This window comes from Nonomuraea sp. NPDC049378, from assembly GCF_055586745.1.
In genome coordinates this window covers 126,217-138,142 of record NZ_JBVJHP010000015.1, presented here as the reverse complement: position 1 = coordinate 138,142, position 11,926 = coordinate 126,217, and the positions used below count along the sequence as shown (strand labels likewise).

The window sequence follows — 11,926 nt, the reverse complement described above, 5'->3', positions numbered from 1 at the left end:
TCGCTCGGCCGGTCGCTCGGCCGGTCGCTCGGCCGGTCGCTCAGTCGGCTGCGAACACCTGCGCGTCGTCGGCGAACGCCTTGAACTCCAGGGCGTTGCCCGCCGGGTCGAGCAGGAACATCGTCCACTGCTCGCCGGGCAGTCCCTCGAACCGCAGGTACGGATCGATGACGAAGGCGGTGCCGGCCGCGCGGAACCGGTCCGCCAGCTCATGAAATTCCGGAATCGTCAGGATCAGCCCGAAGTGCGGGACCGGCACGTCGTGGCCGTCCACCGGGTTGTGCACCCGCTCCGGACGCGCGGGCGCCAGGTGCGTGACGAACTGGTGGCCGTGCAGGTTCCAGTCGATCCAGCTGTCAGAGCTGCGGCCCTGGGCGCAGCCGATGAGCTCGCCGTAGAAGTGGCGGGCCTTGTCCAGGTCGTCGACGGGCACGGCCAGGTGGAAGCGGGGAATCATGGGCATCGGGAACGCCTGCCTTCCGATAGTGGCACGATCACACGCCCACCCTGCCCCTCCGCCGCCCCTCGACGCCAGCGCCCGCCTACCAGCCCTCGCCGAAATCGCAGATCTTCACCGTGGCGCTCTTCCTGGCGCGCGTCGGCTCGACCACCTCGAAGACGACGCTGTACGTGCCCTCCTTCTTCCACACGATCGACGGCAGAAGCGGCTTCGACGACGCGTTGCCCACCTTCGCGCCCTGGCTCTGACCGTTGAGCCGCCACCGGTAGCTGTAGGAGCCGGTCGCCGACACCTTCGCCCAGATGTTCATGTCGTAGCGCCAGCAGTCCCCCATCCGGATGCCCTCGTAGTCGAACGACACCGACGTCACCCCGCCCGCCTGCCTCGTCCTGGTGGGTTGCGCGGTGGTGGGCCGGGCCGACGGCCTCGGCGTGGTCCTCGTGCTCTTCGCAGGCGTCGGCGTGGCCCGGGTCCTGGTGGGTTTCGTGGTCTTCCTGCCGGGGCGCCGGCCGGCCGACGGGTCCAGCGGCCTGGGCGACCGCTTCGTGTCCGCGACCGTACGCGAGCCGGTGGGGGAGGAGGGCGCGGCGACGGTGGCGGTGGAGGCGCCCGCGTCACCGGGCGGGGTGGGAAGCAGGACCCAGGCGGACGCCAGCCCGCCCGTCACGACCAGCGCGGTCGCGCCGGCCAGCAGGGCGATGCCGAGCCGGTTGCGCGACACCGGTCGGGTGGGACCGGTCCGGCCGGGCAACCCCTCCGGCGGCGGCCACCCGCGCCCTCCCACCGGAGGTGCCGCGACCGGCGGACCACCAGCGAAGGGAGCCTGGGCCGGGCCGCCGGGGAAGGGAGCGTGGGCCGGGCCGCCGGGGAAGGGCGCCTGGGACGGAATCGGGCCGCTGCCGGGGGAGTACCGGTCGTCGGCGGCTGACGCCCCGGCCCGGCCGCTGATGAGCTGGAAGAGCACGTCCTGCATGGCCGGCCGGGCGGCCGGATCCTTGGCCAGGCAGCCGTACACGATCGAGCGCAGCGGTTCGGGCACGTCGCCGAGGTCCGGCTCGTCGTACTGGATCCTGCTGAGCACCGCGGGCAGCGAGTCGTTGCCGAACGGAGGCGCGCCCGTGGCGGCGTACACGATGACCGAAGCCCAGGCGAACACGTCGGCGGCGGGCCCGGCGACCGCGCCGAGGAACTGCTCGGGCGCCATGTACGCGGGCGTCCCCACGATGCTGCTGGTACGGGTCAGGGCGGCGTCCATGGCACGGGCGATGCCGAAGTCGATGACGCGCGGGCCGTCCCGTCCGAGCAGGACGTTCGCCGGTTTGAAGTCGCGGTGCACGACGCCGGCCCGGTGGATGGCGGCCAGCGCGGTGGCCGTGGCGACCGCCAGCCGCTGCAGGTCTGCGCCCGTGTGGCGGCCGGCCCGCTGGAGCGAGGGCCCTTCGACGTACTCGGTCACGATGTACGGCCGCGCGCCCAGCGAGGCGTCCAGCACCTGCGCGATGCAGAACGGCTCCACCCGCCGCGCCGCCGCGATCTCCTTGGCGAAGCGGCCGTCGCCCGGCACGCCCTCCCGCAGCACCTTGACGGCGACCTGCGTCCCGTCGGGGGCCGTGCCGAGGTAGACCACTCCCTGGCCGCCCTCGCCGAGCAGCCTGACGACCCGGTACGGGCCGATGGCCTCCGGCGTCACCAGGTTTCCAGCGCGCAGACGCTGAACGACATGCTCTTGCGCGCCGAGGACGGCGAGCTGACCTTCAGGGTCACGGTGTGGCGTCCCGCGGGCAGGTTCCACTGCCTGGCGGTCACGAACGCCGTGTAGTCGTCCTCGGGCACCCAGGACTTGCCGCTCTCCTTCGTGCTGCCGTCGACCAGCCACGCGTAGGAGACCCACACCCCGCGTCTGGTCGACTCCACGCGGGTCTGGACGTGCACCGGAGGCATGTAGCAGCCTCCGGACTCCGACTGGCCGGGGCCGCCCCTCAGCTCGAGCGCGAGGATGCTGGCCCTGGCGCTCGTGACCGGCTTCTTGGTGGTACGGGTGCGGGACGGCGTCGGCCGCGCCGTGCTCCGCTCGGGCGTCGCCGTGGGCGTGTGCTTCTTCGGAGTGCCGGCGGGCTTGGTGGTACGGCGGGCGGGGGGCCTGGTCTTCCTGGGGGTGCGCTTCGGGGTGGTCGACGGCGTGGGTTCGGCGGTGGGGGTGGTGGTGCTGGGGGAGGGCGCGGCGATCGGCTTCTCCTCCTGCGTACCCCATCCGGGGGCGATCCAGACGATCCCGCCGATCAGCGCCGCCACGACAACACCCGAGACACCCGCCACCAAGGGCACCACCAGCCCTCTACGGCCAGCCGCCCTCCCCGCGCCCGGCCCGCCCGGGTGCCGCCCGTTCGGAGGCAGCGGACCGCCCGCGTGCGGCACGGGCGGGTTGTTCCCGCTCAGCAGCCGCAGCAGCACGTCCCGCATGGTCGGCCGGGCCCGCGGGTCCTTGGCCAGGCAGTCGTACACGACCGAGCGCAGCGGAAGCGGCACGTCGCCGAGCTGCGGCTCGTTGTTCAGGATCCGGTTGATGATCGCGGGCAGCGTGTCCTGCCCGAACGGCGGTGTGTCCGTGGCCGCCCACACCATCACCGACGCCCAGGCGAACACGTCCGCCGGCGGCCCCACCGGCTGGCCCGCCAGCTGCTCGGGCGCCATGTACGCGGGCGTCCCCACGATGCCGCTGGTGTGGGTGGCCGCGTCGTCCATGGCGCGGGCGATGCCGAAGTCGATGACGCGAGGGCCGCCCGGGCCGAGCAGCACGTTCGCGGGCTTGAAGTCGCGGTGCACGACGCCCGCCGCGTGGATGGCGGCCAGCGCGGTGGCCGTGGCGACCGCCAGCCGCTGCAGATCGGCCCCGGCGTGCCGGCCGGCCTCGTGCAGCGACGGGCCCTCGACGTACTCCGTCACGATGTACGGCCGCGCGCCCAGCGAGGCGTCCAGCACCTGCGCGATGCAGAACGGCTCCACCCGCCGCGCGTTCTCGATCTCCTTGGCGAACCCGTCGTCGAGCCCGGCCCTCGAACGCAGCACCTTGACCGCCACCCGCGTGCCGTCAGGCGCCTGCCCGAGGTAGACGGTCCCCTGGCCGCCCGAGCCCAGCCGGCCGAGCAAGCGGTATGTCCCTACCGCCGTCGGGTCGTCCTCCCGCAGCGGTTCGACGTGCGCCATGAGAGCAGTGACTCCTGAGACGAGTGCGGTAGATCTTTACGTACGATACTCACACGAAAGAAGTTTTGTAGTGATGTTACTGGCCTGTAGGAAATCGCCGCCGCAGCCAGAAAACTGGGTCGCGGATCCGCGTACCGGCGCCTATCGTGACAGCGCCGAACACGGACCAAGGAGGCCCGCCATGGACCGCGACGAGATGTCCTTTTGAGCCCACCAGCAAGCGCCGCCGGGGGTTCCCTCCAGCGAGACGCACGTCAAGCGCGGCGACCGGCGCGTCGGCCGCGACAAGGAGCTGATCGAGAAGCTCGGCGGCAAGGACCCGTGCCCCTGCGGCTCAGGGCGGCGCTTTCCGACGGTGCTGCCGTCCGACCGGCCGCTACGACGGCACGCTCGGCGACTACTACGTCCGCGACCGCCCGTAGAGCCGCCGCAGGTGTCGCCCAGCCCTCACCGGCGAACCCCCGCCCTGCCCTCACCCCGCCAGCCTGACGACGGCGGCGGGGACGGCGGCGGGGCGCCGAGTTCTGTCGGTGGGACCTGGCAGGGTGACTCCGCATCCTCCCGACCGCCCCCGCCACAGGGGCCGGGCGCCGATGACGCGGGAGGGCCGGAAAGAGGTGCGGTGACCGGTGAGCGGGTCCGTCCGGATGATGTTCGCGCCGCTGGCGGTCCGCGGCTTCCGCCGCTACTACGCGGGGCAGACGGCCTCGGCGTTCGGTGACGCGCTGACGCCGCTCGCCGTCGCGTTCGCCGTCCTTGACCTCACCGGATCCCCGGTGGATCTAGGAATCGTGGTGCTGAGCACCCGCCTGCCCGTGATCCTGCTGACCCTGCTCGGCGGCGCGGCCGGCGACCGGTTCTCGCGCAGGACCGTCATGCTGCTCGCCGATCTGGCCCGGTTCGCCGCGCACGGCGTGACGGCGGTGTTGCTGCTCACGGGCACGGCGAGCGTCTGGATGCTGGTCGTCCTGCAGCTCGTCGCGGGCGCGGGATCGGCCTTCTTCAACCCCGCCGCCGTGGGGCTGGTCGCCTCGCTGGCCGGCCGGGAGCGGCTGCAGGCGGCCAACTCGCTGATCTCGATCTCCAGGAGCACGGCCTCGATGCTGGCTCTCGGCACGGCGGGGGCGCTCGTGGCGCTGGCGGGGCCGGGCTGGGCGATCGCGGCCGACGCGCTGACGTTCCTGGTGAGCGCGGCCTTCCTCTACCGGTTGCCCGCTGATCTGGCCGCCGAGCGGCTCCAGCGCGGCGGCGGGCTGCTGGCGGGCATCCGCGGCGGGATCGCCGAGGTGCTCGGGCACTCCTGGTTGCAGGTCTGGACCCTGCATGCCGCGGTCACCAACCTGATCGTGGTCTCCCCGATCCTCGTCCTCGGCCCGTACGTCGCCGACCAGCACCTCGGCGGCGCCCCCGCCTGGTCGGCGATCGGCATCGCCTACGCCTTCGGTGGGCTCGCCGGCGGGCTGGCCGGGGCGCGGTGGAGACCGGCACGGCCCATGGCGGCGGCGATCCTGCTCTTCCTCCTGATGGCGCCCTTCCCGGCGTTGCTGGCTCTGCCCGCCGACGTCTGGCTGCTGGCGCTCGCGGCCGTCGCCGCCGGCCTGCAACTGGTGGTGTACAACGTGCTCCAGACCACCTGCCTCCAGCAGCACCTGCCCGAGCGTTTCGTGGCGCGGGCGACGTCGGTCACGATGCTGGGCGGGCTCGTGGCCGCACCGCTCGGCATGGCGCTGGCCGGCCCCGCGGCCGCTCTGCTCGGCACCCGTCCCGTGCTGGGCGCCGGCGCCGCGACCGCCGTGCTCCTGACGGCCGCCGCGTTGCTCGCGCCGGCGGTGTGGCGGGTCCGGGGAGAGCCCGCCGCTGTCCAGGATCCCGTGCCGGAGCCCACGGGATGAGCCGCATCGTGTACTTTTGCCGCCTCCGGCGCTCTCATCAAGCAGCGGCTCCTCCTCTGCAGAGGGGCCCACCTTCACGACCGAGGAGACGATGACCATGGGCAAGGCACTCGTAGCCGTCCTGGCCGGCGGGGCGCTGCTCGCCACCGGCACACCCGCACACGCCCAGACCGTCCGTGCGGAGCAGGCCGCTCAGGCCGTTGAGGGTGCCAAGACCAGGCTGGGCCCCAACGGCTACGGCAAGGTCAGGCTCGGGATGAGCGCGAAGAAGGCGAGGGCGACGGGCAAGGTCGTGCTCAAGATGCCCCTGCGGGGTGGCTCGTGCTCGGGCTGGGACCTGAAGGCGCACCCCACCGGCAAGAACAGCGTGGGCCTGTACATCTCCAAGCGGCGCGGCGTGGCCGTGATCTTCGCCCCGAAGGGGGTCAGGACACCGGAGGGCATCGGCATCGGCTCCACGACCAAGCAGGTCAAGAAGGCGTACCCACGGTGGAAGACCGCCGCGAGCGGCTTCCTTCTCGCCTCCGTGCCGGGCAACAAGAAGGCCTACTACGCCTTCATCGCCTCGAAGAAGGGCACGGTCAAGGAGCTGGCGTTCGGGCTGAACACGCAGGACTGCGTCAACTGAGCAGGGCCTTTCGCCGACGAGGGCGCGGCCACGTACGACATCGTCACCGTCGAGCCGGGCCGGCTCACGCGGCGGGCACGCGCTAGGCGCGGGGGCGGGGCAGGGAGGCGATCACGACCAGGCCGCCGCCCTCGCGCGGCCGGGCCCGCACCTCGCCGCCGTGCGCGAGCGCCACCGACCGCACGATCGACAGGCCCAGCCCGGCGCTCTTCCCCGTGACCGTCCGTTCGGCCCCGTGCCGGTGGAAGGGCTTGAAGAGCAGCGGGACGTCGTACGGCGGCACGCTCGGGCCGGTGTTGCTGACCTCCACCTCGACCTTCCCGTCCGACACGGTACGGCTCACCACCCGCACCCATCCGGTGCCGTCGTCGAGGTTGTATCGGATGCCGTTCTCCACGAGGTTGTGCACGAGCCGTTCGAGCAGCAGCGCGTCCCCGGTGGTGGGGGCCTGCTCGGCGACCTCGTACATGGTGACCTTGGCCTCGAAGGCGTCGGAGGAGGTGTGGGCGACCACGTGGGTCACCACGTCGGCCAGGTCGACCGGCGACCGGTCCGCGATGTGCTGGTCCGATCTGGCCAGCAGCAGCAGTCCGGAGATGAGGCGTTCGTGGCGGGCGTTGATCTCCAGCAGGTTCTCGCCCAGTTCCTTGACGTCGGGCGTGGCCGTACGCCGGTGCATGGCCAGCTCGACCAGGGCCCGGTTCAGGGTCAGGGGTGTGCGCAGCTCGTGGGAGGCGTTCGCGACGAACCTGCGCTGCCCGTCGAAGGAGTGGTCGAGCCGCTCGACCATGGTGTCGAAGGTGTCGGCGAGCTCCTTGACCTCGTCGTCGGGCCCGTCCAGGGAGATCCGTTCGTGCAGGCCGCGATCGGCCATCGGGGCGGCGGCGATCCTGCGCGCCGTGGCGGTCACCTGGTGCAGCGGCGCCAGCACCCGGCCCGCCACCACCCATCCGAGCACCACTGCGGCGGCCCCGACCACGATCAGCGCGATGACTCCCTGGGTGATCAGCGACGTGACGGCGACGCCGCGCAACTCCATCTCCTGCTGCTCTATGAACTCCCTCGCGGCCTCGCCCGAGAGCTCGACCCCGTCGCGGAGGAGGAAGGTCTTCTTCAACTTGCCGGGCTCCGGCGTGAACCGGCTCTCGAAGTAATGGTTGAGCTGCTGGTTGAACAGGAGATAGGTGACGCCGAGCAGCGTCAGCCCGGCGACCATGAACAGGGCGCCGTAGACGAGGGTGAGCCGCAGCCGGAGCGTCGGCTGCGGGCGTGGCAGACGCAAGAAGATCATGCGATGCGATACCCCACTCCGGGCACGGTCTCCACGACCGGCGGGTCGGCGAGCTTGCGGCGCAGCTTCAGGATGGTGAGCCGGACCGCGCCGGTGAAGGGGTCGGCGTGCTCGTCCCACGCCTTCTCCAGGAGCTGCTCGGCCGAGACGACGGCACCGTTCGCCCGCATCAGTTCGGCCAGGACGGCGAACTCCTTCTTGGACAACGGTACGAACCGCCCCTTCCGGTACACCTCCCGCCGCGCCGGGTCGAGCGTGATCCCGGCCCGCCGCAGCACGGGCGGCGTCGCGGGGCGGGAGCGCCGGCCCAGCGCCAGCACGCGGGCGGCCAGCTCGGGGAAGGCGAACGGTTTCGGTAAGTAGTCGTCCGCGCCGATGGACAGCCCGGTCACCCGGTCGTCGAGTTGCGCGGCGGCCGTCAGCATCAGCACCCGCGCGTCGGAGTCCGACGCCACGAGCTCCTTGCACACGTCGTCGCCGTGCACGCGCGGCAGGTCGCGGTCCAGCACGACGACGTCGTAGTCGTTGACCGCGATCCGCTCCAGCGCGCTCTCGCCGTCGTGCGCCAGGTCGACCGCGTGGGTCTCGTCCCGCAGCCATTCGGCGATCGCCTCGGCGAGGATTCGCTCGTCTTCCACCACCAGCACTCGCATGGCGTATCCAAGGCCCTTTCATCCGCTTGCCGAGGCCGATTGTGGCGCAAGAGATATTCGCTCGAAGTAAGCCGAAATGGAAACGTCGAGGAAACAGCCGGCTCTATTGCATCTCCCTTCGACGACATTTCGACGGAGGAGAGCTCTGATGCGAGGACGAGTCCTCAGCGCGCTGGCCGTGGCGCCGGTCGCGTTCACCCTGGCCCTGACCGGATGCGGATCCGGCAGCGACGGCGGATCCGATGTGGCGTCGGTGAGCGGCGGCACCGGCAACCAGGCCGCGGCCACCAGCAAGCCGAGCGTGGATCCGCAGGAGCAGGGCCTGAAGTTCGCGCAGTGCATGCGCGAGAACGGCGTGGAGGTCCCCGACCCTGAGCCTGGCAAGGGCGTCAGGATGAAGCTGGAAGCGAAGGGCCAGGAGGATCGGGAGCGGATCGAGAAGGCCCAGGAGGCCTGCAAGGAGTTCGCCCCGAGCGGGCAGAAGTCGGGCCAGGGCGACCCCAAGATGGGCGAGAACCTGCGCAAGCTCGCGCAGTGCATGCGTGACAACGGCGTCGAGAACTACCCCGACCCCGAGGGCGGCATGATGCGCATCACGGGCGAGGTCGGCAAGGACCCCGACTTCAAGGACGCGCAGGCCAAGTGCCAGAAGGAGTCCGCCGACGCCGGTATGGGAGATTCTTGATGGCTCCGGCGACGGACCGGGCCACGCCCCTCGACGGGAAGGCGGAGCCCGGCGCGACGCCCGCCCGCCGCCGACGCGGCGGGCGGGGCAAGCTGGTCGCCGGCCTGCTGGTCGCCGTGGCCGTCGCCGGCGGCGGGCTGATCGCGGTGAACGGCGCCGGCCTGCTGGACGGGAAGGCCGGGCCGACGCAGCCGGCCGGCTCGCTGCCCCCGGCCACCACCGAGGTGACCGAGCAGACCCTGAACGACACCAGGGACGCCGACGGCGAGCTGGGCTACGGCCCCGTGACCACGGCGGTGAGCAGGAGACCGGGCACGATCACCTGGCTGCCCGACAGCGGCCGGCAGATCACCCGCGGCAAGTCCCTCTACCGGGTCGACAACGAGCCGGTCATGCTGATGTACGGCAAGACGCCCGCGTACCGCGACCTGAAGGCCGGCCTGGAGGGCGACGACGTCGAGGCGCTGGAACGCAACCTCAGCAAGCTCGGCTACGACGGCTTCACCGTCGACGACGAGTACACCTACGACACGGCCGAGGCCGTCATGCAGTGGCAGGAGGATCGAGGGCTGGACGAGACCGGCGTGGTCGAGCTGGGCCGGATCGTCTTCGCGCCCGGCAAGGTGCGGGTGGAGAGCCTGGAGACCGAGGAGGGCCAGCCGACCGCGCCCGGGCAGAAGGTGCTGACCTACACCGGCACGTCCAAGGTGATCACGGTCGACCTGGACGCCGAGGACCAGCGGATGGCCAGGAAGGGGGCCAAGGTCGAGGTCACGCTGCCTGACGGCAGGAGCGTGGACGGCAAGGTGACCGAGGTCGCCACCGTCATCCAGCCCGGCGAGAGTCAGGACGCCGAGCCGGAGACCCGGCTGGAGGCGCTCGTCTCGATCGGCGACTCGAAGGCCGCCAAGGGCCTCGACAAGGCGGCGGTGGACGTGACGTTCACGGCCTCCAAGCGCGAGGACGTCCTGACCGTGCCGGTCGCGGCGCTCGTGGCGCTGCAGGAGGGCGGGTTCGGCCTCGAGGTCATCGAGGGAGGAAGGTCCCGGTACGTCGCGGTGGAGACGGGGTTGTTCGCCGGAGGCCGGGTCGAGGTCAGCGGCGACGGGCTCGCCGAGGGCATGACCGTGGGGATGCCGACGTCATGACGTACCCCATGATCGAGCTGACGGATGTGTCCAGGACCTATCCCGGAGGCGTGGCGGCGCTGCGGTCGGTGTCGCTGCGGATCCGGCACGGCGAGCTGGCCGCCATCGTCGGGCCGTCCGGCTCGGGGAAGTCGACCATGCTCAACGTCGTCGGCACCCTCGACCGGCCCTCCTCGGGGACCGTCCACATCGACGGTTACGACGTCTCGACGTTGTCGGACGGGCAGCTGTCGGCGCTGCGGGCCACCACGATCGGCTTCGTCTTCCAGTCGTTCCACCTCGCTGCGAAGGTCCCCGCGCTGGACAACGTGGCCGACGGGCTCATCTACACGGGCCTGAGCAGGCAGGAGCGGCGCCGCCGCGCGGCGGCCGCGCTGGACCGGGTGGGGCTGGGGCACCGGATGGACCACGAGCCGCACGAGCTGTCCGGTGGTGAACGGCAGCGCGTGGCCATCGCGAGGGCCGTGGCGGGCGACCCGCCGCTGGTGCTGGCGGACGAACCCACCGGGGCGCTGGACTCGGTGTCGGGGACGGGGGTGATGGAGCTGCTGCACGAGCTGAACGCGAGCGGCACGACCATTCTGATCATCACGCACGACCGGGAGATCGCGGCCGGCCTGCCCCGGCAGGTGCGGATGCGCGACGGCCGGATCGTCTCCGACTCCGCCGCCGCCCCGCACGGCGAGCCCTGGCCCCGGCACGCCGGATCAGGGGTGGCGTGATGGCGGGCATCGAGGTGGCGCGGCTCAAGCCGTCGCCGGCCAGGATGCGGCCGGGCGACGTCCTGCGCGTCGGCGCGATCGGTCTGCGCACGCGACCGCTGCGGGCGTTCCTGTCGGCGCTGGGCATCGCGATCGGCATCGCCGCCATGGTCGGCGTCGTCGGGCTCTCGTCCTCGTCGGGCGCCGAGCTCGACCGTACGCTGTCGGCGCTCGGAACCAACCTGCTCACCGTGTCGTCGGGCACCACGCTCATGGGCGAGGCGGCGCAGATGCCGAAGGACGCGGAGGTGATGATCGAACGCATCGGCCCCGTCGAGCGGGCGTCGTCGGTCGGGAAGGTCTCCGAGGCCAAGGTGTACCGGTCGGAGCGGATCCCCGAGGCGCAGACGGGCGGCATCAGCGCGTACGCCGCGAGCCTCGACCTGCCCGCCACGGTGGGCGCGACCCTGAGCAGCGGCACGTGGCTGAACGCGGCCACCGAACGTTACCCCGCCGCCGTGCTCGGTTCCGTCACCGCCCAGCGGCTCGGCATCGGCGCTGCGGGAACGGACACCCAGATCGTCGTCGGCGGCGTGCGGTTCACGGTCGTCGGCGTCCTGAACCCGGTGGCGCTCGCCACCGACCTGGACAGCGGGGTACTGGTCGGATGGCCGGTGGCGGAGTCGAGGCTGGACTTCGACGGCCACCCGACCACGCTCTACACCCGGTCGGATGAGGCCAAGCTGGAGTCGGTACGGCAGGTGCTGGCCGGCACGGCCAACCCCGAGGCGCCGAACGAGGTGGACGTCTCCCGCCCGTCCGACGCGCTGGCCGCCAAGCAGGCGACCAGCCAGGCGTTCGCCAACCTCCTGCTGGGCGTCGGCGCGGTGGCTCTGCTCGTCGGCGGCGTCGGCGTGGCCAACACCATGGTCATCTCGGTGCTCGAACGCCGTGCGGAGATCGGCCTGCGGCGGTCCCTGGGCGCCACGCGCGGCCAGATCCGCACGCAGTTCCTCGCCGAGTCGCTGCTGCTGTCCGCGATGGGCGGGAGCGGGGGGATCCTGCTCGGCACGGGCGTCACCATGGGGTACGCGCTCTACAGCGGCTGGCCGTCCGTGGTGCCGGCCTGGGCCACGGTGGGCGGTCTTGCGGCCACCCTGCTGATCGGCGCCGTGGCCGGCCTCTACCCCGCCATCCGCGCCTCCCGGCTGTCACCGACGGAGGCCCTGTCCACCCCGTGAGCCGCCGGGCGCGGCGGGGCCGG

The 11,926-nt window shown here is 72.1% G+C and carries 11 protein-coding genes; 6 read left to right on the top strand and 5 right to left on the bottom strand.

Annotated elements, in window-relative coordinates:
• Positions 1-40 precede the first annotated feature (40 nt).
• The 3 genes from ACZ6SA_RS30890 to ACZ6SA_RS30880 form a co-directional block, all read right to left on the bottom strand.
• Positions 41-463 (bottom strand): VOC family protein, encoded by a 423-nt coding sequence (locus tag ACZ6SA_RS30890; protein WP_347647128.1) that lies wholly within the window; start codon positions 461-463, stop codon positions 41-43.
• 79 nt (positions 464-542) lie between these two features.
• Positions 543-2,150: a serine/threonine protein kinase gene (locus tag ACZ6SA_RS30885; protein ID WP_465832070.1), complete on the bottom strand. Its 1,608-nt coding sequence runs from the start codon at positions 2,148-2,150 to the stop codon at positions 543-545.
• Positions 2,147-3,664 (bottom strand): serine/threonine-protein kinase, encoded by a 1,518-nt coding sequence (locus tag ACZ6SA_RS30880; protein WP_465832068.1) that lies wholly within the window; start codon positions 3,662-3,664, stop codon positions 2,147-2,149. The genes ACZ6SA_RS30885 and ACZ6SA_RS30880 overlap by 4 nt, the downstream gene beginning before the upstream one ends.
• Before the next feature lie 629 nt (positions 3,665-4,293).
• On the opposite strand from ACZ6SA_RS30880, the gene ACZ6SA_RS30875 reads away from it, so the two are divergent.
• On the top strand, positions 4,294-5,556 hold the full coding sequence (locus ACZ6SA_RS30875) for an MFS transporter (RefSeq protein ID WP_347647131.1): 1,263 nt from the start codon (positions 4,294-4,296) through the stop codon (positions 5,554-5,556).
• Positions 5,557-5,647: 91 nt separating this feature from the next.
• The gene (locus ACZ6SA_RS30870; RefSeq protein WP_443155178.1) at positions 5,648-6,184 is read left to right on the top strand and encodes a hypothetical protein; all 537 of its coding nucleotides are present in this window, start codon (positions 5,648-5,650) and stop codon (positions 6,182-6,184) included.
• An 82-nt stretch (positions 6,185-6,266) separates the two neighbouring features.
• Here the strand turns inward: ACZ6SA_RS30870 and ACZ6SA_RS30865 are convergent, their stop codons facing one another.
• Together ACZ6SA_RS30865 and ACZ6SA_RS30860 are read right to left on the bottom strand one after the other, a co-directional pair.
• Positions 6,267-7,475, bottom strand: coding sequence for a sensor histidine kinase (locus ACZ6SA_RS30865; protein ID WP_347647133.1), 1,209 nt, complete (start codon positions 7,473-7,475; stop codon positions 6,267-6,269).
• Positions 7,472-8,128 carry a response regulator transcription factor gene (locus tag ACZ6SA_RS30860; protein ID WP_347647134.1) on the bottom strand — a complete coding sequence of 219 codons (657 nt, stop codon included), beginning with the start codon at positions 8,126-8,128 and terminating at the stop codon, positions 7,472-7,474. The genes ACZ6SA_RS30865 and ACZ6SA_RS30860 overlap by 4 nt, the downstream gene beginning before the upstream one ends.
• Before the next feature lie 148 nt (positions 8,129-8,276).
• Here ACZ6SA_RS30860 and ACZ6SA_RS30855 point away from each other — a divergent pair, with 148 nt between their 5' ends.
• From ACZ6SA_RS30855 to ACZ6SA_RS30840, 4 genes are read left to right on the top strand one after another with little or no spacing between them, the layout of a single operon-like run.
• Positions 8,277-8,813 carry a hypothetical protein gene (locus tag ACZ6SA_RS30855; protein ID WP_347647135.1) on the top strand — a complete coding sequence of 179 codons (537 nt, stop codon included), beginning with the start codon at positions 8,277-8,279 and terminating at the stop codon, positions 8,811-8,813.
• Positions 8,813-9,961, top strand: coding sequence for an efflux RND transporter periplasmic adaptor subunit (locus ACZ6SA_RS30850; protein WP_465832064.1), 1,149 nt, complete (start codon positions 8,813-8,815; stop codon positions 9,959-9,961). Before ACZ6SA_RS30855 ends, ACZ6SA_RS30850 begins: the two co-directional genes overlap by 1 nt.
• Positions 9,958-10,683, top strand: coding sequence for an ABC transporter ATP-binding protein (locus ACZ6SA_RS30845; RefSeq protein ID WP_347647137.1), 726 nt, complete (start codon positions 9,958-9,960; stop codon positions 10,681-10,683). The genes ACZ6SA_RS30850 and ACZ6SA_RS30845 overlap by 4 nt, the downstream gene beginning before the upstream one ends.
• Positions 10,683-11,903, top strand: a complete 1,221-nt coding sequence (locus ACZ6SA_RS30840; RefSeq protein WP_347647138.1) for an ABC transporter permease — start codon at positions 10,683-10,685, stop codon at positions 11,901-11,903. The genes ACZ6SA_RS30845 and ACZ6SA_RS30840 overlap by 1 nt, the downstream gene beginning before the upstream one ends.
• The last annotated feature ends 23 nt before the right edge of the window (positions 11,904-11,926 follow it).